Annotated in this window: 18 protein-coding genes, 2 pseudogenes and 1 other annotated feature; of the genes and pseudogenes, 12 read left to right on the forward strand and 8 right to left on the reverse strand. The window is 66.5% G+C overall.

Features of this window, described 5'->3' with window-relative positions; genetic code table 11:
- Nucleotides 1-224: 224 nt before the first annotated feature.
- Both FIP57_RS24580 and FIP57_RS21920 read right to left on the reverse strand, forming a co-directional pair.
- The gene (locus FIP57_RS24580; RefSeq protein WP_203231408.1) at nucleotides 225-596 is read right to left on the reverse strand and encodes a GIY-YIG nuclease family protein; all 372 of its coding nucleotides are present in this window, start codon (nucleotides 594-596) and stop codon (nucleotides 225-227) included.
- Nucleotides 529-1,677: an SNIPE associated domain-containing protein gene (locus FIP57_RS21920; protein ID WP_203231409.1), complete on the reverse strand. Its 1,149-nt coding sequence runs from the start codon at nucleotides 1,675-1,677 to the stop codon at nucleotides 529-531. Before FIP57_RS21920 ends, FIP57_RS24580 begins: the two co-directional genes overlap by 68 nt.
- Nucleotides 1,678-1,797: 120 nt before the next feature.
- Here FIP57_RS21920 and FIP57_RS21925 point away from each other — a divergent pair.
- Nucleotides 1,798-3,062 (forward strand): IS3 family transposase gene (locus FIP57_RS21925; protein ID WP_148575820.1). Its coding sequence is split into 2 segments (ribosomal slippage): nucleotides 1,798-2,089 and nucleotides 2,089-3,062, totalling 1,266 coding nucleotides; the frame shifts between segments, so codons are not numbered across the junction.
- Nucleotides 2,076-2,219: a sequence feature (AL1L pseudoknot), on the forward strand. Its footprint overlaps the gene before it by 144 nt.
- Here FIP57_RS21925 and FIP57_RS21930 read toward each other — a convergent pair.
- The 3 genes from FIP57_RS21930 to FIP57_RS21940 form a co-directional block, all read right to left on the reverse strand.
- Complete coding sequence (locus tag FIP57_RS21930) at nucleotides 3,028-3,912, reverse strand: hypothetical protein (protein ID WP_203231410.1); 885 nt, start codon at nucleotides 3,910-3,912, stop codon at nucleotides 3,028-3,030. The genes FIP57_RS21925 and FIP57_RS21930 overlap by 35 nt on opposite strands.
- Before the next feature lie 1,463 nt (nucleotides 3,913-5,375).
- Nucleotides 5,376-5,717, reverse strand: a complete 342-nt coding sequence (locus tag FIP57_RS21935; RefSeq protein WP_148575822.1) for a hypothetical protein — start codon at nucleotides 5,715-5,717, stop codon at nucleotides 5,376-5,378.
- 153 nt (nucleotides 5,718-5,870) lie between these two features.
- Nucleotides 5,871-8,297, reverse strand: coding sequence for a helicase-related protein (locus FIP57_RS21940; protein WP_162529925.1), 2,427 nt, complete (start codon nucleotides 8,295-8,297; stop codon nucleotides 5,871-5,873).
- Nucleotides 8,298-8,457: 160 nt separating this feature from the next.
- On the opposite strand from FIP57_RS21940, the gene FIP57_RS21945 reads away from it, so the two are divergent.
- Together FIP57_RS21945 and FIP57_RS21950 are read left to right on the forward strand one after the other, a co-directional pair.
- Complete coding sequence (locus FIP57_RS21945) at nucleotides 8,458-9,687, forward strand: tyrosine-type recombinase/integrase (RefSeq protein WP_148575824.1); 1,230 nt, start codon at nucleotides 8,458-8,460, stop codon at nucleotides 9,685-9,687.
- Nucleotides 9,680-10,660: a hypothetical protein gene (locus FIP57_RS21950; protein ID WP_148575826.1), complete on the forward strand. Its 981-nt coding sequence runs from the start codon at nucleotides 9,680-9,682 to the stop codon at nucleotides 10,658-10,660. Before FIP57_RS21945 ends, FIP57_RS21950 begins: the two co-directional genes overlap by 8 nt.
- Here the strand turns inward: FIP57_RS21950 and FIP57_RS21955 are convergent.
- Nucleotides 10,620-10,869: pseudogene (locus FIP57_RS21955) on the reverse strand (transposase); the annotation flags it as partial. The gene FIP57_RS21950 and the pseudogene FIP57_RS21955 overlap by 41 nt on opposite strands.
- A gap of 998 nt (nucleotides 10,870-11,867) precedes the next feature.
- On the opposite strand from FIP57_RS21955, the gene FIP57_RS21965 reads away from it, so the two are divergent.
- Nucleotides 11,868-12,956, forward strand: a complete 1,089-nt coding sequence (locus FIP57_RS21965; RefSeq protein ID WP_148575828.1) for an AbrB family transcriptional regulator — start codon at nucleotides 11,868-11,870, stop codon at nucleotides 12,954-12,956.
- Nucleotides 12,957-13,122: 166 nt separating this feature from the next.
- Here the strand turns inward: FIP57_RS21965 and FIP57_RS21970 are convergent, their stop codons facing one another.
- Both FIP57_RS21970 and FIP57_RS21975 read right to left on the reverse strand, forming a co-directional pair.
- Nucleotides 13,123-13,362, reverse strand: coding sequence for a hypothetical protein (locus tag FIP57_RS21970; protein WP_148575830.1), 240 nt, complete (start codon nucleotides 13,360-13,362; stop codon nucleotides 13,123-13,125).
- A gap of 873 nt (nucleotides 13,363-14,235) precedes the next feature.
- A pseudogene (locus tag FIP57_RS21975) lies at nucleotides 14,236-15,542 on the reverse strand (ISL3 family transposase).
- 249 nt (nucleotides 15,543-15,791) lie between these two features.
- Between FIP57_RS21975 and FIP57_RS21980 the strand changes: the two are divergent.
- Genes FIP57_RS21980 through FIP57_RS22015 form a run of 8 tightly spaced genes read left to right on the forward strand, consistent with a single transcriptional unit; the run spans nucleotide 15,792 to nucleotide 23,061 of the window.
- On the forward strand, nucleotides 15,792-16,637 hold the full coding sequence (locus FIP57_RS21980; protein ID WP_275266190.1) for a CoA transferase subunit A: 846 nt from the start codon (nucleotides 15,792-15,794) through the stop codon (nucleotides 16,635-16,637).
- Complete coding sequence (locus FIP57_RS21985) at nucleotides 16,634-17,389, forward strand: CoA synthetase (protein ID WP_148575834.1); 756 nt, start codon at nucleotides 16,634-16,636, stop codon at nucleotides 17,387-17,389. Before FIP57_RS21980 ends, FIP57_RS21985 begins: the two co-directional genes overlap by 4 nt.
- Entirely contained in the window at nucleotides 17,389-18,453 is a 1,065-nt protein-coding gene (locus FIP57_RS21990) for an ATP-grasp domain-containing protein (protein WP_162529926.1), read from the forward strand. The genes FIP57_RS21985 and FIP57_RS21990 overlap by 1 nt, the downstream gene beginning before the upstream one ends.
- The gene (locus FIP57_RS21995) at nucleotides 18,450-19,325 is read left to right on the forward strand and encodes a succinate--CoA ligase subunit alpha (RefSeq protein WP_148575839.1); all 876 of its coding nucleotides are present in this window, start codon (nucleotides 18,450-18,452) and stop codon (nucleotides 19,323-19,325) included. Before FIP57_RS21990 ends, FIP57_RS21995 begins: the two co-directional genes overlap by 4 nt.
- 58 nt (nucleotides 19,326-19,383) lie before the next feature.
- On the forward strand, nucleotides 19,384-20,061 hold the full coding sequence (locus tag FIP57_RS22000) for an enoyl-CoA hydratase/isomerase family protein (RefSeq protein ID WP_162529927.1): 678 nt from the start codon (nucleotides 19,384-19,386) through the stop codon (nucleotides 20,059-20,061).
- Nucleotides 20,062-20,098: 37 nt separating this feature from the next.
- Nucleotides 20,099-21,148 (forward strand): TRAP transporter substrate-binding protein DctP, encoded by a 1,050-nt coding sequence (gene dctP / locus FIP57_RS22005; protein ID WP_162529928.1) that lies wholly within the window; start codon nucleotides 20,099-20,101, stop codon nucleotides 21,146-21,148.
- Nucleotides 21,149-21,188: 40 nt separating this feature from the next.
- Entirely contained in the window at nucleotides 21,189-21,764 is a 576-nt protein-coding gene (locus FIP57_RS22010; RefSeq protein ID WP_148575846.1) for a TRAP transporter small permease, read from the forward strand.
- A gap of 31 nt (nucleotides 21,765-21,795) precedes the next feature.
- Nucleotides 21,796-23,061, forward strand: a complete 1,266-nt coding sequence (locus FIP57_RS22015) for a TRAP transporter large permease (protein WP_162529929.1) — start codon at nucleotides 21,796-21,798, stop codon at nucleotides 23,059-23,061.
- Nucleotides 23,062-23,072 lie beyond the last annotated feature (11 nt).

Here is a 23,072-nt window from a genome sequence, read left to right on the forward strand (position 1 = left end):
GTCATCGGTGTGTCCTTCTTCGAGTCGGTTGTGAGAGATCACTCGAAGGATCACCCGATGACCGCGTTCACGTTCTCAGCGACGCGCTACCGGGATCTCGTCGTACACCACTCTGCTGGACTCCACTGACCTCTGCTGCCAGATCGGCGAAGGAAGGGCAGATGACCGGTTTGTAGGCGCGCGCTGTGGCGCGGTCCTGGTGCTTACGACGACTGCGTGCGTAGCTATCGGGCTTGCTGGCTCTGGTGGTACTCGACGGCCTCGGGCAGTTCGTCGAACTGAAGCAATTCGCCGGTGAGCTCGGTGAGAAGGTCCCGAGCTTCGGCGGGTGTGGCGTAGAAGAACTCGCGACGCGGGTTGACGCGGTTGACGCGTCGGTCGGCGAGGCGTTGATGCATTTGGGATTCGATGGCGACGGCGTCCTCGGAGAAGAAAAGCGCGTGGACGTCGAAGTTGAACGGACGGAGGCGTCGCTGAGTTCGCGGATGCGGTCCATGGGTTCGAGGCGGCGCGTCATGCCGACCTTGATCATCTTCTGCCGAGGGCGCCGATGTTGGAGATGACGTATACGTACCCGGCTCGGATGTTCGCGGCACGATAGTCGACGTCGGACAGCGCCTGTTCGACGTCGGCGAGCTGGGTGCGCAGCCGTGCGGCACCTTCGGCGTCGCCCTTGACCTCGAGTGCGGCGAGGGCGTTGAGGTAGTGCTGCTTCTCCTTGTCGAGCCGTTCCCGTTCGCGCTGGATCTCGTGCTGCACTTTGCGTTCTTCGCGAAGCCGTTCTTTCTCCTCGCGCTCCTGCTCCTTCTCGCGGGCGAGCATCTCCTGGTAGTCCGCGGTCAGCTCGAGCTCTTGGACTCGGAGCCGGTGGTTGGCCGGGGAGACCCGGATCGACATTGAGGCTCCAAGCTTCGCGATCGTGAACGCGACCTTCTCCAACCGGTCAATGGCAGTGGGGAGCTTGTACGGCTTGAGGCCGCGGACGAGGTTGTCAGCTTCGGCGTTGTAGGCCCGCAGCATGAGCTTGGATATGTCGCGGACCATCTTGCGGCCCTCGGCGGCCGACCCGTTGACCTGCCAACTAGTGGTCGCCTCGATGGCTCCGCCGTCAGCGCGCACCATCGTTTTGATCTGTCCCTGGACACGCGCCAACGCGTCCCTGAAGGCGACCGAGTCGCTGAGCGGATGGCGGTACCGGTAGACGCCGACCTCTTGCAGGATCTCGTCCTCCTGGGTGACAACAACCCGCTGGCGGAGATCGGCCAGTTGCCGCTCCATCTCGGTGCGCTCGGCGGTCAGGCGCGCACGTTGCGCGTCGACCTCGACGCGCAGCTGGTCGCGTTGCCGGCTCAGCTCGGCGACATCGAGGACGCCCAGCCGTGCCATGTCGGCGCGCAATCGGTCCAGTTCTTCAGCTTGTTGCTTCGCGACGTTGCGTGCCCCGAACAACGGCACCTTGGACTCAGACGCCGCTGGTGCCGCTTGGGCAGTTGGCTGAGCAACTGACTGGGGAGCGGGTGCCGATGCCCCCGCCGTCGGTGTCGCCGGCGCAGCCGTCTGCTGACCCTGCACCGCAGGGTTGGATGCGCGGTGGTCGGTCCAGCTGCTGCCGTCCCAATACCGCAGTTGCCGGGCGTCGTGCGGATCCGGGTACCAGTTCGCCGGCGTACTAGTCATGGGGTTCCTCCTGCTCTTCGAGCCGCCCCTGTTCGGCTCGACCGTGAACGCATTCGACCACAACACCGTGTCCCGTGCCGGGTCTGATGGAGGCTCTCATTCCACGAGAGGATGAGAGTCATGGCAGCACCGAGGAAGTACCCCGAGGAGCTTCGGGAGCGGGCGATCGAGATGGCGGTCAGTCTGCGGCGTGATCCAGCGACTCGTAGCGGGGCGTTGCGACGGGTGGGTGACCAGCTCGGGATCAACCCTGAGACGTTGCGGAACTGGGTCCAGCAGGCCGAGATCGATGCCGGCGAGCGGGCGGGCACGACGACCGCTGAGGCCAAGCGGATCGCCGATTTGGAGCGCGAGGTCAAGGAGCTTCGTCGCGCCAACGACATCTTGAAGACGGCATCGGCGTTTTTCGCCGCGGCGGAGCTCGACCGCAAGATCAAGTGAGCACGGCGGTGGTCGTGGACTACATCGACGAGCACCGCGCCCAGCACGGGGTCGAGCCGATCTGTGAGGTCCTCACCGAGGCCGGTATGCAGATCGCCCCGAGCACCTACTACGCCGCCAAGAAGCGGCCACCCTCGGCCAGGAGCGTCAGCGACGCCGCCACGACCGAGGTCCTCACCCAGGTCCATGCCGAGAACTACGGGGTCTACGGGGTGCGCAAGATGCACGCCGAGCTCAACCGCCAAGGTCACCAGGTGGCTCGGTGCACCGTCCCGCGGCTGATGAGGACCGCTGGGCTGCGCGGGATCTCGCGCGCGAAGGGACCGCGCACCACCATCCCCGGCACGGGTCCGGACACCCGTCCCGATCTGGTGCAGCGAGCGTTCACCGCCACCGCGCCGGATCACTTATGGGTTGCCGACATCACCTACTGCCGGACCTTCGCCGGCTGGGTCTACGCCGCGTTCGTCATCGACGTCTTCTCCCGCCGCGTGGTCGGCTGGCAGCTGGCGAAGAACCTTCGCACCGACCTCGCTCTCGACGCCCTGGAGATGGGGCTGTGGACCCGCGCCCGGGCCGGCCACGACACCACCGGCGTCATTGCGCACTCCGACAAGGGCGTCCAATACCTTGCGGTGCGCTACACCCAACGGCTCGCCGAAGCCGGCGCCGTCGCCTCGGTCGGATCCACCGGCGACAGCTACGACAACGCCCTGGCCGAGGCGTTCAACTCCCTGTTCAAGGCCGAGCTGGTCCGCAACAAGGGACCCTGGCGATCCATCGACGACCTCGAGATCGCCGTCGCGGAGTACATCGACTGGTTCAACCACCGACGCCTCCACGGCGAGATCGGCACCGTCCCACCCGTCGAACTCGAGAACGACTACTACCGGCACAACACCGCCCCGGCTACCGTCGAGGCGTCAGTTGGGAGTCTCCACTAGACCCGGCACGGGACAGCTGGCTGGCCGTAACCTGCCGCGCGGAGTCGGCGGTGATCTCAGGCTCAGCGGCGTAGAACGCGTCGGAGGCATGGAGTGGGCGCAGGAACCGGGCCAGGCGTTGCTGTGCGGCCGCCAGGTCGTCAGGTGTCGAGACCAGCGACACCGGCTCCACCACCGTCGACGGCGCCGCCTGCCGCACGCGAGGGGTCGCCTCTTCGGGGCTCGCGGTCGTGGCATGCCACGTCGCGACCCGGGCTGTCTGGGAGAGCACCATGCGCTTCTCGTCCAGCCTCATCGCGTCATCCGGTCGCTGATGCTCAGCCAGCAGGCCGACCTCCTCAAGGCGGGAATCGAGTACGACGACCGCTTCTAGGGCCACCGACACGTCGCGCATCACCCACCAGCCGGCCCCCGGATCGGTGCGCCAAGGCTGCTCGGCGGCCGCCGAGAGCGCATGAGAGGCCGCAAGCAGCTCGATGGCCGCCGCTCGCCACGCCTCGACCGTCGGATCGGTCGAGGCGGGAGCGAGGTAGTCGGCTGGGGAGCGGCGCTCGTCGAGGGGGAGCGTGGGGAGTGCGACGGCGATGTTGTCCACCAGCGTCGCCAGCTTCTCGTCCAGCCCAGCCAGTGTCGGCATCGGCGTACGGGCCGGCAGGTGGTCCGGCGGCGGGTACCAGCTGTCCTGGCCGACGTCGTAAAGCCGCTGCCGCAGCGCGTCGACCACTGCCTCGCGGCAATGCAGCAGCCGGTCGACCGCGGCCTCGTCGGCCGGGATCACGTCATCGCGGATCAGGTTGTTCAGCGCCTGCGCCGCGTTCTCGGTGTGCTCGCCATAGGTGGAGACCGTCATCGCGGGTCACCAGCCGGGCACCGTACGGGCCAAGTCGTTGCCATGCCCGGAGAAGCAACCGCCGAGGTGTCGGATCGGACACCGCGGCGGGAAATGCTTGTGGAGACGGCCGACTACCTACCCGGCGGTCCGGGGAGCGGTCTACCGGCTCCGCGATGCCCTCGGCGTCCGGCCGGCTCTCATCCGAGCCGGGCGGGTGCAGTGCGCCGGCCTGCAGCAGCCCGCGACGGGCCGTACTGAGGCGGCGTTGCGCGCCGGGGTGGGGTCGGGGTCCCCGAAATGGCTCGGGTCACCCGGGTCGATCAGCGTGACCCGGTGCCCGTAGTCGGCGTACATCTTGGCGATCGAGGCCGGATCTGTGGCCACGTACACGTCATCGAGCCACTCGTTGCGGTTGGTGTCCTCGGCGAAGCCGTCGATGAGGGGCCGGCCCGCCCGTCGCGCCCGTCGAGGCGGGGGCCGACCAGGGAGGGGGTGGTCGAGTCCTGCATGGCGGCCACCGCCTGCTCGTACGACGAGTACGGGCCCACGACTTCCGGCCGCGGGTGCACGGAGTCGGCGAGCCAGCCCAGGGTCACCCACCATCCCGACGCCTCGGGGCCGCCGTGCGCGTTGAGATAGTCGGTCCAGGTCGCATCGTTGGGCAGCGCGTTGGTCATGTCCGAAGAAGCAACCTCCGACGTGCAGTATCGGACACCTTGATCCTGACGTGACTACAGTCGAGGCCGCGGCGGACCGCCGTGAGCGAGGCGGTGGGGGAAGGTGGCCGTGCCCCCCTCCGCCTACTGCTCGCTCTTCGCGACGCGCGTCTCCCATGCCGTGGCGGGCTTCCACCAGCGGGGTCGGGCGTAGCCGACCACGGTGATGTCGTCCGGGCTGAGGCCGTGCTGGGTGAGCAACTGGTACTCGACCTGATGCCAAGGGGCGAGGTCGGTGGCGGTACTTCGGGTACTGGAGTGGGAGCCCGTCGATCTCCTCCCAGTCTCCAAGAAGGAGGGCTGAGTGCCCGTCGGGCCGACGTCGCGGGGTAGGCACTCTTCGATTTCCGCGACGATCGCGTTGGCGAGGACTGTGTGATCTTCGTCGGTCGCCAAAGGTGTGGTCGTGGCTTGCAGCGAGAGATAGTCGCGCCGTCGTCGGCCGTGATGCCAGGCGAGGCGCAGCCGTCGGGTGGCCGTGCTGGTTATGGTCGGCCTCCTTGGTTGGCTTCTGAGTGTTCCCGACAGGTCCGATACAACTCCGCGGCCGCGGTCAGGATGCCGCGCCTGTGAAGGCCTGGACAAGGTCGCGATCGGCTGGTGGACCTGATGACCAGCGGGCTCGGTCCACCGCTTCACGTTTGCGCCGTGGTACCACCGTGGGGAACGAAGTTTCGGTTCCACCGGCTTTACCAGCGCCCCGACCGGCTGGTCGAGCAGGTTGCCGGTGACCTCGCGGACCCGGCCGCGGTCATCGCAGGGTTCCTAGGTGACAGTGGCAACGCCGCGGCGCAGCAGCCGGCGGGCTGAGTCGAGGCGCAGCGTGTGCTGGAGCACCTGCGAGTCCGCCAGGAGCACGGTGAGGCGCTGCTCGAGGTCGGCCAGACCGGACCGCAGGTCGCCGATCTGCACCGGAACGTAGCGGGCCGGACGCCGCTGCCCGAAGTCGGTGAGCTCGGCACGGGCCATGCCCAGGAACGGCAACACCATGGCGTGCCCCTCCTGCCCGGTCGCGTCCTCGAGCGCGGCGAGCAGCGAGACCGCGTAGACGAAGTCCGGGGACGCGTCGTACACCTCACTGGTGCGATAGGTGGCGGGACTAGTCATCGGGCGTGGTCCTTTCGAGAGAGGTCGCCAGCAGGTTCGACCCCGCTGACCAGTGGAGCAGAGTCCGCCAGCACGGCGCATCCGGCGCGCCCGAACCGGTGGAGAACAGCCGCGCAGCACGGCCTGTGGAGAGGATTGGGATCTGCGCCGTGCTCATCGCGACCACCCCACAGGGACGGGCGGCCGAGGGTCCTCGTCCGGCCGCGGCCGTGGGGGAGCGGGTGGAGGCGCGATCGCGGGCCGCCCCGCCTGGCCAGCCGGCTCGGGCACCGTCGTGGGCGTGCGGGGCTGGGATCCGTTAGGCGCGGAGGGCTGCTCAGCGGCTTGCACGAATGAGGCCTTCTCGGCGCTGTCGGCGGCCAGCTCGGCCGAGAGCCGGTCCCGCGTCGCGCGCACCTCGGTCAACTCTCTGGCACGCGGGAAGACATCGACCAGCCCAGCCTGGGCACGCTCTGCGTCGCGGTTGATCTTGCCTGTGTCCATCTCGACGTCGTCGAGCACCCGCTCCAGGCGCCGGGGGAGGTTCTCGACCCGCGTAACCAGGCCGATGCTCGGTTGGCGCACGTCGCCGGCCTCGACGAGCAGATGCACTCGCGGGATCTCGACGAGCGAGACGACGTACCTGGGCTGGCCCATCCACGAGTCCGCGGACACCTGCAGATGTAGGCCTCCGACGTCGCCGAGCGGTTGCGGGTCGCGCTGGTACGGCTGCACCGCTAGCAGGGCCCGCTGCAGCTCAGGGGCGGCATCTGCACGCTTGTCGTACGCCGCGCCGTTGATCCGCATCGAGAACGCATCCCCGTCGGTGTCGCGGCGCAGCGGCAGCGCCGCGATCAGCTGCTCGCGGTCGGTCGCCAGCCGCTCCAGCCGCGGCTTGGCCTCCCGGATCGTCGCCGCGAGACTGCGCTGGGCTGCCGCCCAGGCGCGCTCCAGGCGCTCCAGCTTGGTCGCATCCGTCTCGGCCTTGGCCAGCTCCATGATCCGCGGGTCACCCGATGCGAGGGCTTTGACCTCGGCGTAGGAGAGGGCAGAGTCGCCGATGTCCTCGATCTCGCGCACATCCAGCCGGCCGCGCATCAGCTGGTTGATGAACTTCGCCTTCCGCCCCACCGTCTGCCACAGGTAGGTGTCGAAGCTCGACTCGGTGACATACCGGTACACCCGGACGGACTCGTTCAGGTTGCCCTGCCGCATGATGCGGCCGTCGCGCTGCGCCAGGTCGGCGGGCCGCCACGGGCAGTCGACGTGATGCAACGCGACCGCGCGGCGCTGCACGTTGGTGCCGACGCCCATCTTCTCGGTCGACCCGATGAGCACCGCGACGTGGCCGGTGCGGGCTTGCTCGAACAGCCGCGCCTTCGCGCGGTCGTTGTTGGACTCGTGCATGAACCTCACCTTCGGCGCCGGTACGCCACGGGCGACGAGCTGGGCCTTGAGCTCCTCATAGGCGTTCCAGCCTGCCCCGGTCGGCGTACCCAGGTCGCAGAACACCAGCTGCAGGGCGCCTGGCTCCGGGTCGTTGCCGAAGGCGATGTCGGCGTGGTCGTGGTAGATGCCGGCGACACGTTCGGCGACCGCGTCGACCTTCGAGGGCTCCCGGTCCAAGTACGCCCCCAGGCCGTCGATCTGGTGGTCGATGAGCCGCAGGTCGAGCGCGGCAGCGCGGCCGTGGCCGCTGATCTTGAGCATGTTGTCTTCGCTCGGATCGACCGCCCGCGAGGAGACGGCGTCGGCCCGCTTGGCGAGCAGCGCCATAAAGTCGACCAGCTCCTGGCTCGGCGGCACCACCACCGCTCCGCCCTCGAGGTCGGGGGTGGGCAGGTGGAGGTCGTCTGCGGTCTTCACGTCGGCGACCTGGTTCCACAGCCGCAGCAGTTCGGGGACGTTGTTGAATTTCGCGAACCGGGCCTTCATCCGGAACCCCGTCCCGGACGGGGAGAGCTCGAGGTCGGTGACGACCTGCCCGAAGGTGGCCGCCCAGGTGTCGAAGTCGCTGATCCCCGCCGCCTCCAGGTCAGCGGGGGCGAGGTAGCGCAGCATCGTGTACGCCTCGGCCACGGAGTTGGCGATCGGGGTGGCGGTCATGAACGTCGCGACCCGGCGGCCGTGGCGGCCGCGTAGGTAAGACATCTTCAAGTCCAGGTCGGTGGCCCGGTTCGACCCGTCCACGGCCACACCGGGGATGTTGGAGGCCAGCCGGAGGTTCTTGTAGCCGTGCGCCTCGTCCACGCACAGGTAGTCGATCCCGGTGGCCTCGAAGGTGATCGCCGGGTCGCGTTCGACGTCGCGCAGCTTCTTCAACCGCTCCTCGGCCCGCGCGAGGGTGCCCTCCAGCCGCTTCACCGACAGGCCGCGCTCGGACTTCGAGGCTGCGAGCCACATCCGCAACTGCGTCAGCTGCTCGTCGAGGTAGGCCTCCTCGGTGTCCCTGGAGACCGGGATCTTCTCGAACGCCGACCTGGACATGATGACCGCGTCCCACTCACCGGTCGCGGCGCGGGCGACGAACAGCTGGCGCTTGTCCTTGACCAGGTCCTCGGTGCCGCACGTCAGAATCCGGGCCTGCGGGTAGGCCTGCAACCACTCCCAGCCGAACTGGTCCTGTTGACTGCACTTCGGAACCCGCCCAGAAGTTGCCGAGTGTACTGCCCCCGTTGTCCCCGGGCCGGTTCCCCATAGGGCAGGCGTCATCCGGCAGGGACACCCGCGCAGGCGGGTTTGAGCGGAGGCGCTGCACACCATGGTGGGCGAGATTCGACGGGCTCTGATGGACGGGGGCGAGCAGCTCCCTCGCACGGGAGCCGTACGCGCCGGCGAGACGGCGTCGCTGCCGTTCGTGGTGGTCGACGCGCATGGCGAGGAGGTCGAGCCGTTCTCGGCGTTCTTGCGGGACCTGATGCTTACCGACATGAGCCCGCTCACCGCCCGCTCCTACGCCCAGGACCTGCTGCGCTGGTGGCGGCTGCTTCACGCGCTTGAGGTCGACTGGGATCGCGCGACGCGCGCCGACGTCGAGGTATTGGTCGGCTGGATGCGAACAGCCGACAACCCGCAACGACGGCGCGGGCCGTCGACATCGACGTCGACGGCGTCGGTCAACCACCGCACCGGCAAGCGCGCGCTCGGGTCGGGGTACGCCCCGGCGACCATCAACCACACCCTCTCGGTGCTGTCCTCGTTCTACATCTTCCACGCCCAGTTCGGCCGCGGCCAAACCAGGAACCCGGTGCCGGCTAGCTCGACTCGCCGCGCACGACTGGCGCACCGCAGCCCGCTCGAACCACGGCCGCAACAGCGCCGCGCGCCGCTGCGACAGAAGCCACCGGCGCTGGTCCCCCGTTCTCTCCCAGACGAGCTGGCCGCCGAACTGCTCGCTGCGATGCGCAACACGCGCGACCGGGCGCTGCTGGCCTCGTTCCTTTCCACCGGGGCCAGGGCCAGCGAACTGCTCGGCGTCACCGGCGACCGGGTGGACTGGACCCGACAGCAGCTCTGGGTGATCAGCAAGGGCACCCGCGCCCTGCAGCCAGTGCCCAGCTCGCCGGAGGCGCTGCGCCTGCTGGCGGTCTACTTCGACGAGCGCGGCACACCCGCCGGCGACGAGGTCATCTGGCGCGCCCTGCGCGGCCAGCCACGGCCGCTGTCGTACTTCGCCGCACGGAGGGTGGTGCAACGCGCGAACGATCAGCTGGGCACGGACTGGACGCTGCACGATCTGCGGCACACCACGATCGAACGGATGACCGCCGACCCGAACCTCACCCTGGAGGACGTCATGACCGTCACCAGGCACCAGCATGTGGCCTCCCTGGACCCGTACCTGCGGCCCCGGGTCGAGGAGGTCTTCGACCGGCTCCAACAGCACTACACCGCGCCCCGACCGGCGACCACGCCGACGCCGGGATACGACCACGCCGACTTCAAGACCGTGTTCGGTGGCGGCAGTTCGGCGGGTGAGGTCGATGGCTGAGCGACGACACACCAAGCAACGCGCGCTGCACCCCGAAGCCCCGCCGCGCCCACGTCGGCAACTGACTGCCCGGCAGGTGATCACTCCGTCACCATCCCCGGCCCCCGCGGTCCCACCCCGCCCCCACGGGAACCTGGACACCGCGACCGCGGAACAGATCGCTGCGATCGCCGACGAGATCTGGCCGGTCAGCCAATCGCGCTCCTCCGAACGCCGCGCTGGGCTGCGTCATCTGCTCGCATACCTGGCCCAGTACCCGGGCGGGACCTGGCAGGAGCAGTGGCTCGCATCCGGGCTGGACGCCGGCATCACCCAGGTTCGCGACCTCTTCACGCTGCCGTCGCACCGCGAGCACGCCGGCCACGCGCTGAAGATGCTGTTCTGCCTGCGGGTGATTCACCCGTCCCTTCCTGCATTCCGCAGAAACAGGTTCAAACACTACTTCCAGGACTTCGAGGCCGCCCAAGCCGATCCGGACCTCGAGCGGTTCTCGACACTGGTTGATCAGACGAACACCTCGCTCCACTACAAGCGCTGCGCGAGGATGGATGTTGCCGGCGCGCTGACTACCCAAGGCATCGAGCTGGCCGACCTGACCGCCGAAGGGTTGCTGCACCATGCGGTCGAGACCCGCCGCGGGCGCTACGGCGCCGGCTACGAGCACCACATCGGACACCTCGCCTGGCAGGTTCTGCACGGGTGCGGGCACTTCGGTCCCGGTGTCCCCGCCACGCTGCGTGGCGCGATGCGCGCCCCAGCGATGACGCCGGCTCAGCTGGTCGATTCCTATGACCTGGCCAACCAGGATGTCGCCGAGATGCTGACCCGTTACCTGACCCGCCGCAGCCACGACCTGGACTACTCGACCCTGCGAGGGCTTGCGCGAGACCTGTGCGACATCTTTTGGGCTCTCCTGACTCATCCGTGGGTTCTCATCCACCCGGGAGGACCGGGCGGTGTCGGCCGTCGCTGAGCATGGCCAGGGCGATGAGGGCGTCGGGGCTAGCGAAGCCGAAGGCCCCCCGGGTGATCAGGCAGATCTTCGGTGTTGACCGACTCGATGCGCCCGTTAGACAGGCCGCGTTCGATCGCGGCGATGATCGAGTCTCGGTGGGCGACAATGCGGCGTTCGAGGCTTACGAGGGCGTCCCGATGTCGTCGTGGCCGACCGCGCCTACACCAACGGCGTCAACCGGCGCATGCTGGCCGCGCGCGGCGTCAAGACGGTCATCCCACAGAAGGCCACCGAGATCGCCGCCCGACACGGAAGGGCTCGGCCGGCGGGAGACCGCCCGCCCTCGATCCCGAGATCTATAAGGGCCGCAACGTCGTGGATCGCTCCTTCAACCAGTCGAAGCAGCGGCGGGGCCTGGCGACCCGCTACGACAAGCTCGCCATCTCACCTACCGGGCCGCAGCCGTGCTCGAGGGCTGCATCCGCTGGCTCCACCTATTGGGAGACGCCCTGTCCGGACCGCGTCCTCCTCACTGGGCATGCCGGTCCACAAAGCTTCAGGCTCCTCGAGGTCTGTGCGATGCGCCGCGGCCACGTCACCGGATGCCGATCCCCGTATGCGGAACAGTTCGACGCCTCCGGGGGTAATCTTGGACTCTCCCTTGTCCCATGCTTGTTGTCGCCACCCAATGCCGGAAAGGAGGCGTGCCAACAGGTTCGGGCCCGTCGGAGGGACCGCGGTAACGAATCGAGCCGTTCGACTGCGCCCTTGCTACCCGACTTCAACTGGCTGACGGATCCCGCAAGAGGGAAGTTGTCGCAGGTCACACTCTCCGAGGTTTCCCTGGGAGACGCGGCGGGTAGCCGATCAGCCGGGAGGAACGTGCCACTTGGACCTGATATCGGACCACCGCCTCGCCACTGGCCAGGCGTCCTGCGGAGGTGATTCGTCCCACCGGCCGCTCGCTAATATGCGGGCGGCCTGCCTCCTGCCGGCTGCGGTCGCCGACCCTGCGAGGAGCCCCACCACCAGTCACCGGGCCGGTTGCACGGCGACCACTCGAAGGGCCCCGGCACGGTGCGTGGGCGGATGATCCCCGTCGTAGGACTTTATAGGTGTGGGGGATCGTCTCCCAGGCGGCCGGTTCCATCGATGGGGTCGCTCCGTGGGTGTGGTGCCTGGTGTTGCCGTGGGGCTCCGAGCTGATTGCTGCCGACGAGATGCCGTGCTGACCGGGATCGTGCGACGGATGCCCGGAAGCGGCCCGATCCGCCCTTGGCTGCTGGCCTTCGCGAGTTACGTCGTAACGATCTTGGCCTTGACGGCCCTCGGCGCACCGTCACCGCCACTCTTCGCCGCCATTGTCGCGGGCTGCCTCGCGGCGCGGCGATTGCCCGACCAGCCGCAACTCCCGGGGCCGATGCGTGACCTCGGCATGGGCCTGGTGGGTGCCGCTGCAGGCGCCAACGTCGACAGCGACGTGCTCGACACCATCGTCGACCAGCCGGTTGCGGTGGTGGGAGGGGTAGCGGCCACGCTGGTGATCACAATGCTCGTCGGACAGCTGCTACGACTCGACCCTGAGGTGGACGGCCCGACCGCGGCCTTCGCCTCGATCGCCGGCGGGGCGTCGGGGGTGTCGCTCGCAGCCCGGGAATTCGGGGCGGACGACGCCGTCGTCATGTCCATCCAGTATCTGCGGGTGGTGCTCGTCCTGGTGAGCGTGCCGGTGGTTGCGCCGATGCTGGGCGACGCGGGCGGGGCCCACCTCGGTGCGCCCGGCGCGAGCGACGCGCTGTCGCAGCACGTCTACACCCTCGCGGCCCTGGGGATCGGTCTGGGGCTGGCGCGTGTGCTGCGGTTCAGTGCCTCGGCGATCCTGCTGACGCTAGTCGTGTCGAGTGCACTCGCACTGTCGGGCGTCTTCGCGAACCCCGGCGTGCCCGGCTGGGCACTCGCCGTCGGATACACGATTGTCGGTGCCAACGTGGGTCTTGGCCTTACCCGCGAGCGACTGCGGCGGCTCGCCCGGCTCTTCCCGCTGGCGATGGGGCAAATCCTGGTCGGGGTCGTGGCCTGTGGCGTGGTGGGCATTGTGTTTGCCGACGCGATCGGGATCGCGCGCATCGATGGCTACCTCGCCACGAGCCCCGGTGGCTTGCCGGCTGTGGTCGCGGTGGCGGTCGACTCAGGTGAGGAGGTCGGTCTCATTCTGACGATGCAGTTTCTGCGGGTGTTCGTCGCACTGGCGTGCGCGCCGCTGATCGGCCCCCTGCTGCGGCGCCGGTCCCCGCCTACCCGGCCGGCGGCGTGAGCACCGATGCCGCCTCGAGTCCCACACCGCCCTGGCCCTGTGGCTGTGCCAGAAACCGGGGTTCAGGCCCGAGCATAGTGGTGATTCCCGTAGGGGCGACGCGATTGTCGGAGGAGGGATCCGGCTGTGGTCACGCTCCGCGAGCCCATCCGCCCGCGGGACATAGCTAACGGCGTTGCCGTCCGTTACGGTCGGCAGCCCAGACGGTCCTGGGACGCGGCGGGGCCGACAAGCTCCTTTGCGACACCGCGCCGCCCGGCCAGAGCCGGCGCAAGTCCTGGTAGTGGATGAGGCTGCCGACCAAGCCGACGCCACCACCCCAGGCTGCGGTCGTGCCGCGCGTTGCCAGCTGCGCCCGCAGCAACGCGACCAAGTCGGCCGGACCGCGATGCTGGTACTCGACCATGGCCTCAGTGTCGAGCCTCGCGGGCCGAAAGCCCGCCGGGTAAACAACAACCCGAGGACCTCGGTGCGGCTGCGCGGACAATAGCTGATGACGTGCGCGGCCACGTCTCGCACTCGCCGACCCGCACAAAGGCTGGGCACCCCCACTGCTCGACCAACGCGACTCGAGGAAGTCAGCCATGTCGTCCGCTCGGGAGCTGCCATTGCCATGGCGTCCATGACCACGTCGTAACCATGTAGCTTCGGATCCGCGCTCACCTCAAGCGGTCGAGTCACGGACAGCCTCGCCGATTCCCTAGAACTAGATGTGTTGATGGCCGCCCCGCTTGACGATCGCGTCGTCATTCGTCGCATCGTCGTCCCTGCTGGAAGCAACCGGCACCAGCGCGACGCGGCCTCTGCATTTGGCACGGACGACCTCACTACAGTTCATGACCAACGGGACGTCCGCAAGCAGGGCTGTCACTTGAGAAGAACTCGGCGCGTGCCGCTTCCCACTCCCCGGGATCGATGCCGCCTTTACGGTTGGCAAAGACACCGATCATGACGTCGTCGCTCGTCAGTCCGTCAATGGCAAATCCATCATGGCGAACGGCCAGGGCCCTCCACCGACTGGTAACCCTCCGCCGGACGCAAGCGTCAGGGCCCTGAGATCGAGCCGCCTTCGCCGTAGCCGTTCGGCTACCGCACGTCTCGGCTCCCTGGCCGGAGGCAGCTCGGCGACGTGGTTCCCAATAGAGCCACGTTGGCCTACCGGTCTCGTGCCTACGGTGCCCGTAGTCGATCTCGGTCGGCGTGCCCCGCGAACAACGGGTCCGGCTTGTCAATACGCGTATCCATACGCCGGCACGTCGACTGGCCCATTGACGGCTCTTCACAATCCAGGGTGTAGTCGTGGCCTGAAGCCTCCGGACTCCAGCAGCGATCTAGCGATGTAGTTGGTGAGGTTGCGGAACCCGAGGGCGGAGCCGCGGAGGTGTTCCAGGCGACCGTTGATGGCCTCGGTCGGACCGTTGCTGGTGCCCGGTCGTTCGAAGTAGGCCAGCACGTCAGCTGCGCGCTTCTTCAACGTCCGCCCTAGCGTGACGAGCTCGGCCAGCGCCCGCGGGACGCCGTGGCTGAGCGACTCGATCAGCTTGACCATGAGCTTGCGACCGTGGGCGCGATCTGGGTGCCGGTAGGCGGTGATCATCCGCTGGTAGATCCACCAGGTCACCTCGACCTCGACGTGGGCGTCGGTGGCGAAGAGGGTCTCGAGCCGGTCCTTCTGCTTGTCGGTGAGGAGGGCACGTCCGGTGTGTAGCGTCCTGCGTGCGTTGTAGAGCGGGTCGTCCTTGCGGCCACGGTGGCCGTGCAGGTTCTGCTGAACACGGCGTCGGCAGCGGTCCAATGCGTCGCCGGCCAGGCGGACCACGTGGAAGGGATCCATCACCGCGACCGCGTCGGGGACTTCCTCGGATGCCGCGGTCTTGAAGCCGGTGAACCCGTCCATCGCGACGACCTCGATCTGATCGCGCCATGCCTGCGGGCGCTCAGCAAGCCAGGTCTTGAACGCTGCCTTGGAGCGGCCCTCGACCATGTCCAACAAGCGTGCTGGGCCGGTGCCGTCACGGATGGGCGTGAGGTCGATGAGCACCTTGACGTACTTGTCCCCGCGCCGCGTGTGACGCCATACGTGCTCGTCGACGCCGAGGACCTTGACGCCGTCGAAGCGGTGCGCGTCGTCGATCAGGACGCGCTTGCCCTCAGCGAGGACGGCGTCATTGGCGGTGTTCCACGCGACACCGAGCCCGTCGGCGACCCGAGCGACGGTGAGGTGGGCGACCACGATCCCTTCCAGCGCCCACCGCAGCCACGGCGCGAGAGCTTCGCTCGCGGCTCGGCGGCGCGGGTGGTGTCTTGGCGCCACACGTGCCCGCAGCCCGTGCATCGGTAGCGCCGGATCGTGATGACCAGCGTGGTCGGGCGCCAACCCAACGGCTCGTGTGCCAGCCGCCGCTGGACGGTGTCACGCGGGGCGCCCTCGCAGCCACAGCGGCGGCACCACTGATCGGGTTCAACAACCCGACAAGCGAGGACCGCGCGGCCCGGTTCGAGCCGTTGGCCAGTGACCTCAAGGCCGAGGTCATCGAGCCGGGCGAACGTGGTCAGGTCAGGGCGCGCGAAGGTAGCGTCAGACAAGTCGAGGTCTTCCAGGTGGCTGGCGTAGGAACCGCCATTCTCGGGAGACCTCGACGTCTACCCGGCCACCGGCCCCGGTCCGCTCGCTACACCGTCAACTGTGAAGAGCCCCATTGACGGGTGAGTTCATCGGAACTAACGTGGCGGCTCAGCCGCACGGTCGACAACCTACCGGAGGGATGAACTCATGGGATTCATCCCGACCGCGGCGCCTGTCGGCCGACCTAGATTCATGTCAGGGGTGCATTAGTGGGCAATCGCTTGGTCACCTTTTCCGAGGTTCCAAAACTTCTCTCCGGCGCTCGGAGCGTCACATTGGGGGGAATGCTCCTGGAGAACCGCCCAGCTACATTGGTGCGCGCGCTCCTGCGGGAGGGCGTGAAGGACCTCTTTGTAACCTCCGCCCCCGCCGCCTCGTGGGATGCGGATATCCTTTTAGCGACGGAGAGAGTGGCCAGAATCCGAATACCGCATATCTCGCTGGGTTCCCTTGGTTTAGCCCCTGGCCTCCGTCGGGCCGTTGGTCAGGGCCTTACCATCGATGAGGTCGATGAAGCCACGTTAATCGGTGGCTACATGGCGGCAGCCGCTAACTCTCGGTTGCAAGTCCTCGACCACCTCGGTCGCAATGATGTTCTAGACGGCAACCCCTTGATCGTCGAATCGGGGGGGCTCCGCGGCGTGGAACCTCTCCGAGTCGACCTCGCCCTTATCCATGCGCCATTGGGCGACGCGTCCGGAAACTTATGCCACTTCGGGAGTCGCTACGCCGACCTTCTCATGGCCCGATCCGCCCGCGTCGTTGTTGCCCAAGTGGACCGAATAGTTCCGCGGACGACGACCGCCAGGATGGGGATATCCGTGCCAGGCTATCTAGTCGACGCCATCCTTGAGGCACCCTATGGTGCGCATCCGACCGGCAGTGCTGGCGCGTACGTCGCGGATATGGATCACCTTGATGGATATCGGTCCCAGGTCACTGCCGGGGACGTGGACGAGTACTTGAAGCGGTTCTGTAATCACGAATCCGTTGACGCCTACATCGCCGAGGTCGGGGAGGCCCGTCTCGAGCATTTGGCCAGGTTGGCGGCATGACCACGCCTGAGGCCTCGGTAAAGGAGCGTATCGCAATCCTCCTCTCTCGCGAGTTGGAGGACGACTGGGTCGCCTGCACGGGGGTCGGATCCACCATCCCCCTCGCCGCCTGCATGCTGGCCCAAGCGGCTCACGCTCCGTCCCTGACCGTCCTCGCTGGAGGGATATTCGTCGATCCGAGGCGTTTAGTCCCGGAGTTCTGCGCCGGATACGATGCTCAGCCCGAACACATCGCCGACATGTCTGACCTGTTTGCAATTACGGAACTTGGCATCGACGTCATCTTCTACAGCGGAATGCAGATTGATCACCACGCGAACATCAACCTGCATCGGGTGAAGATGAGTAGCGGTTCCGTCCTTCGCGGCCCCGGAATCGCCAACACTAGTTTTGGCCACACTGCACGTCGCGTATTCCTGTGGACGGAAAGACACGACGCCAGGACGTTGAGAGAAAACGTTGACTTCGTTTCGGTTGCAGGACATCGATACAAGGGATTGACACGCCAGGAGTTGGGTCTGCCGAATCAAGGACCGACAATCCTCGTGACCTCGGAAGTCCTCTTTCGACCTGATCACGAAGGGCTGTTGCAACCAGTCGGCATCCACGGATCAGCGGACTGGTCATCCGTCTCGGCAGCGACCGGATGGGAGTTGGGACCTGCGGATGTGCCCACTCTCGACCCGATCGAGGATGCGGAGTTGACGCTGTTGCGCAAGGTCGTAGACCCCATGGGAATGCTGAGGCGCTGATGTTCTTGTCAGAGGTCGAAGCGAAGAGTGTTCTTCGGCAGTACGGAGTCAAGATCCCGGACGGAGCGGTCTTCCAGCCTTCGGACGCGTTCGCGGTTCCGACTGGGGACGGTCCGTGGTTCGTCAAGGCACAAGTCCGCCGCGGCGGACGCGGGAAGGCGGGATTGGTCACCAAGATTCGTGACAGAGACCTCGCGCAAGCCGAGGTCGCTCACCTTGGGGCCATGGGCGGCGGCGTGCCGGTGCTAGTGGAGGCTGCCGTTGCAGGCGTGGAGCGATATGTAGCCATCGGCATGGATGCTGCTGCCTGCTCTCCGGTGCTGGTCCTGGGCAGTCGTGGCGGTGTCGACGTCGAGGAGGCGGAGGCCGGCACCCTGGCCACGCTGCAGGTCGACCTGTCTCGAGGCGTACTGCCCCATGACGGGGTCCGACTCGCCAAGGCACTCGGCTGGACGCGTGATGAGTTGAAGCGCGTCGGCGGTGTTTGCGCAGCATTGTGGCGGGCGTTTCTCGCGTCGGAGGCCCAGCTGGTGGAGGTCAACCCCTGCATTTGGACTGGTTCTGACTTTGTGGCTGCTGACGCCAAGCTCCTCACCTACGCAGGCGATATCACCGATGGCCTGGTCTTCTTCGAGCGCGAAGGTGCGGTCGCTGTCCTGTCAGCCGGGGCGGGCCTCGGAATGGCCATCGGTGACGCCTTGACCGCCGCCGGCCCAGGTCCGGCCAACTTCGCCGACATCGCGGGAGGTGTTTCTGACGAGCGCGTCAAGGCGCTAGCGACCCGCGTCGCCGAGCGGACTCAAGCCGAACACGTACGCGCGATGCTCATTGTGTTCTCGCTTAGTCATACCCCCCTCGAACGCGTCCTTCGGCCGCTCCACGACGCTTTGTCGCGTGTGGAGGTCCGCGTCCCGACGGTCGCCTTCCTCTCCGGTGCAATACCAGGCGACGAGCAGGAAGCCCAGCGGCTCACCGGAGCCCTCGAGGCCATGGGCATCGAGCTGGTCGAGACAGCAGAAGCAGCTGTCCAGCGAGCAACGGTGTTGGGGGCAGTAGAAGCATGAGCATCCTGATTGGGCCCGAGACCAAGGTCGTGGTGCAAGGAGCCACCGGTAGACAGGGTCAGCGCCAACTATCGGTTCTGCAGCAGGCAGGTCACCCCGCAGTCGCGGGCGTCAGCCCTGGACGAGGCGGTGACACGGTTCTCGGAACACCGCTGTTCGACACGGTCTCCGAAGCGGTACAGGCGACAGGGTGCGACGCCACAATCCTGCATGTCCCTCCAACCGAGGGTGCGGCGCTCTCCGCTGGTCTCGAAGCGGTGGAGGCCGGCATCGCAGTCATCGCGGCAATCCCGGAGGGGATTCCTGTCCTCGAGGCAACGCGGCTAGTCCAATCAGCCCGGTCAGCGGGAACCGTAGTCATCGGGCCGAACGGCATAGGTGCCGCTTCTCCCGGTCAATGTCTGCTGGGAATGGTCGCCACATCCTTCACGCTCCCTGGCCCCATTGGTGTCGTATCCCGGAGCGGAACCCTCACGCTGGAGACTCATCGGTCGCTGACCGCAGCCGGGCTGGGACAGAGCACCATCGTGTCGATGGGAGGGGATCCGGTGGTCGGACTCACCCAGAGCGAGTATCTGGCCAAGTTCGAGGACGATCCCGACACAAGTGCCGTTGTCCTCATCGGGGAACCAGGCGGCAGCATGGAATCGCAGGCAGCGGCCTTCATCCCGTCGATGAGCAAGCCGGTGGTCGTCTACGTGGCCGGGCTCTGTGCACCCGAGGGCAAACGCATGGGCCATCTCGGTGCACTCATGACGGGTGGAGGCACGTCGGCCCAGGCCAAGGCGGACCAGTTCAGGGAAGCAGGCGCCGTGGTGGTCGGCAGCCTATGGGACATCGTGCCCGCTGTCGGTGATTTAGTTGCGTCCTGACTTCTCGGGGGGCCCGCTGAGCCCAGACGAGGTTCTTGTCACGAAGCATGGAGCGTTCGTGAACGTGACGTTGAATCGACCACAGACGTTGAACGCAATAACGTCGTCGATGAAGACACGACTTCTCGAGATCGTCGCCGAAGCCGAGAGCGACCCCTCACTCACCGTCTTGGTACTCCGAGGCGCAGGGCGGGCATTCTGCTCAGGTGCGGATCTCAGCGAACTTGACAACACGGCCCAATGGGACACTGTCAGTTCACTTCGACGTCTCGAGACCACTCAGGCGGTCGTACAGGCCGTGCGGCGAAGCCGCCTCGGAATCGTGACCGTCATCCACGGTGTAGCCGCCGGAGGAGGGGTGGCCCTGGCGCTCGCAGGTGATGTCGTCCTCGCCTCGCAAGATGCCTCTCTTCGGCTCGTCTTCGGGCAACGGCATCTGGTGCCGGACGCGGCCCTGTCCGACTTGCTTATCTCAGCAGTCGGCGCGCGCAAGGCGCTCTCCTTGAGCTTGCTTTCGCAGAACCTCACCGCGGACGAGGCGATGACTCTTGGTCTAGTCGACAAGGTGTGCAGCCGCGACGAGCTGGACCGGACCGTGAACCAGACGGTCGATTCCTTGGCCGAGGCTGGCCCAGAAACGGTGCTTCTTATGAAGCGGCTTTTCGTTCACGAGGATCCCGTTCGAAAAGCCGTTGAGGGCATGGCCCAAGCCTTGGCGTTCAAACACGCCGAATGATCAGACCGATAAGTCGACCTTAATGAGGAGGCACCAAGTGAAGAGATCAGTTCAAGCAGTTGCGTTTTCCATCGCCGCGGCAAGTCTGCTGTCAGCTTGCGGGGGTAACGACGACGCCGGGGGGGAAGGTGGGGAAGGTGGCGAGTCGGTCGAGCTGAAAGTCGCCGACCACTTCCCCGAATCAAACCCTCACGCCGCAGACGGCTCGCTCGCGTTTATCGACCACCTTGAAGGGGCTGCTCCAGAGTCTGTGGACCTTTCGGTCCAGTATCTAGGCGCAGAGCAGTTGGCTGGGGCCGACGAGCTCTTCAACGCCGTGCGCGACGGCACCACCGACATCGCTGCTGCGGTCATGTCGTACGTGACGACAGAGATCCCGGAGGCGGAGGTCGCCCAACTTCCCGGGGCCTTCGGGACCGCCGAGGAGGGCGCGCAGGCCTTCTGGGAACTCGTCAACGGACCCCTGCAGGAGAAGTTCATTGACAAGGGCACACGGCCCTTGTTTGGCACCTGCCTTCCTCCCTACCAGATCGCCACCACCGAGAAGAAGCTTGGCGATCCCGCCGATGTAGAGGGAATGCCTCTTCGGAGCTCGGGGGGTGCGGTGACGCTGACCATCGAGAAACTAGGCGGCACCCCCGTGGAGCTGCCGGCGCCCGAGATGTACCTGGCCATGCAACGCGGCACCGTGGAAGGAGCGCTCGCACCGATCTCCAGTCTGCCCTCCTACAAGATCGAGGAGGTCGCCGACTACACGACCACCAATCTTGCGCTGGGCAGCGCCTGCACCGTGTGGCTCATCAACGAGGAGGTGTGGGGCGGCCTCTCCAGCGACACGCAGGACGCCATTGTCGAAGCGGCGGAGCTTACCCAAGCAGACATCGGGAAGGCGATGGACGAGGCCGACGTGGCCTCGGCCGACGCGCTGACCGAAGGCGGTGTTGAGCTCTACGAGGTACCCGATGTGGCGGCTTTCGAGGCGCGTCTGGGGAGCGTTGCGGAGGAGTGGGCATCGGATGCGGACTCGAAGGGCTACGAAGGGACAGCGACGCTCGACGCTTGGCGGGAGATCACAGGTGCGGAGTGAGACCCGGTTATGACGAGTCGCCGCGCAGCCCGAGACGGCCATGCCGGCTGAGCCGGAACTGCGCCCATTCGATGCGCACGGACGTCATGGTTTCCTCCGAGGATTCGACCGTGCCCTTCGCGGCACGCAAGTCCTCTTGTCCGCCGCCGGAGGCGTCATCGTCATCTTGATGATGCTTGCCATCACTGTCGATGTGGTCGGCCGACGCTACTTAGACTCACCACTGAGCGGCACCTACGAGACGGTCGAAGACTTCTTGATGGTCGGCCTCGCATGGCTTTGTCTACCGGCCGTCCAGCGAGCCGGCGGCAATGTCCGCGTCGGGATCATCGTGGACCGGTTTTCCGCCAGGCGCCGGTACTGGCTCGCCGCTGCACCCAATGCGGCGGTGGCGGTCACACTAGGGGGACTCGCCTGGGCGGCGTTGGAGCGGGGCTTTGACCTGTGGGGGGAGACGACTTACAACACCGTGATCCCCCTTTCGCTAGGGCTCTCCTGGCTCATGATGGGATTCGGTCTCGCGGCGACGTGCCTCCAGAGCGTCGCGAGCGTATTGCTACCTGTCGCCACGGCGGATGAAGCCGACTTGGCACATGCGCCAGGAAAGTTGCGGTGATCCGATGGTCATCGTATTGACTCTCGGACTCTTGTTCATCCTGCTCCTGGTGGGAACGCCCATCGCCTACGCGCTCCTCCTTGCCGGGACGCTCGGCCTTTGGCTCGAGGTGGGATGGGATTCGCTGACAGCGACTGTGCTTTCAATCTCCCACGCTGAAACCGCGAGTTTCACCCTATCAACCGTGCCCATGTTCATCCTCATGGCAGAATTTCTGTCACAGAGCCGGTTGACTGGTGACATGTTCACCGCCATTGCGCGCTGGCTGGGGTCAGTGCGCGGTGGCTTGGCCGCCTCGACCGTGGCAGCCAATGCTGTGTTCGGGGCGATGTCCGGGTCGAGCGTTGCTGCCGCCGGACTCCTGGGCCGTGTGTCGGTCCCTCAAATGCGGAAGCATGGATACGACGAGCGCCTCTCCTTGGGAACCGTTGCCTCTTCTGGGACCCTCGCAGTGCTTATTCCACCCAGCATCGCGCTGATCGTGTACGGCGTCGCCACTGAGGTATCCATCGGCCGCCTATTTGCCGCAGCCCTCATACCAGGCCTTATTGTGGCGGTCGGCTTCGCCATTCTCGTCCTGGCGTGGGTCTTCGTATCGCCCTCGAGCGCGCCGCCTGCAGAGCGCTACACATTCAGGGAGAAACTGGCCGCGACTGTACCGGCACTCCCCGCGATCCCCCTGATTGCCCTGGTCCTCTTCGTCTTGTACTCCGGCGTGGCCACCCCGACGGAGGCGGGCGCTCTCGGTGCAGCTGCGGCATTGGCGATCGCGGTGATCTTCGGGGGATTGCGGATGCGTGGATTTGTCGCGGCGGTTGCGTCCACCGTGGCCATCAATGCGATGATCATGATGATCATTGTCGGAGCAACAGTCTTCAGCCGATTCTTGTCGATAAGTGGCACTGCCCAAAGCTTGGTGACGACCATAAACGAATCTGGTTTGCCGTCCATCGGGGTCCTGATCCTCCTCCTTGCGCTGTACCTCATCTTGGGCTTCTTTGTGGACCAGACAGCGATCCTGCTGATGACACTTCCGGTCACATTCCCGGTGATCATGGAACTGGGGTATGACCCGGTTTGGTTCGGCATCATCGTGACACTGACGGTTGAGATAGGCCTTATTACGCCGCCGCTCGGCTTGAACGTGCTCGTCACTCACGCCGCCGCTGGCGGCGAATTGAGTGACATTTTCAAAGGCGCACTGATCTTCATGGTCGTCCCGGTGATTGTATTGATCGGCTTCATTGCCTTCCCTGACGCCATCACGACTTTCGGCAACATCATCTATAGAGAATGATCGGGGTATAG

This window comes from Nocardioides caldifontis (assembly GCF_008087345.1).
Taxonomy (GTDB): Bacteria; Actinomycetota; Actinomycetes; order Propionibacteriales; family Nocardioidaceae; genus Marmoricola_A; species Marmoricola_A caldifontis.

Bases quoted from the DNA above. Each gene is read 5' to 3' on its own strand.
- FIP57_RS21970 (WP_148575830.1), bottom strand. From the start codon at position 13,362: ATGGTCGAGTACCAGCATCGCGGTCCGGCCGACTTGGTCGCGTTGCTG.
- FIP57_RS21930 (WP_203231410.1), bottom strand. From the start codon at position 3,912: ATGACGGTCTCCACCTATGGCGAGCACACCGAGAACGCGGCGCAGGCG.
- FIP57_RS21995 (WP_148575839.1), top strand. From the start codon at position 18,450: ATGAGCATCCTGATTGGGCCCGAGACCAAGGTCGTGGTGCAAGGAGCC.
- FIP57_RS21920 (WP_203231409.1), bottom strand. From the start codon at position 1,677: ATGACTAGTACGCCGGCGAACTGGTACCCGGATCCGCACGACGCCCGG.
- FIP57_RS21990 (WP_162529926.1), top strand. From the start codon at position 17,389: ATGTTCTTGTCAGAGGTCGAAGCGAAGAGTGTTCTTCGGCAGTACGGA.
- FIP57_RS22010 (WP_148575846.1), top strand. From the start codon at position 21,189: ATGCCGGCTGAGCCGGAACTGCGCCCATTCGATGCGCACGGACGTCAT.
- FIP57_RS21935 (WP_148575822.1), bottom strand. From the start codon at position 5,717: ATGACTAGTCCCGCCACCTATCGCACCAGTGAGGTGTACGACGCGTCC.
- FIP57_RS21985 (WP_148575834.1), top strand. From the start codon at position 16,634: ATGACCACGCCTGAGGCCTCGGTAAAGGAGCGTATCGCAATCCTCCTC.
- FIP57_RS21945 (WP_148575824.1), top strand. From the start codon at position 8,458: ATGGTGGGCGAGATTCGACGGGCTCTGATGGACGGGGGCGAGCAGCTC.
- FIP57_RS21950 (WP_148575826.1), top strand. From the start codon at position 9,680: ATGGCTGAGCGACGACACACCAAGCAACGCGCGCTGCACCCCGAAGCC.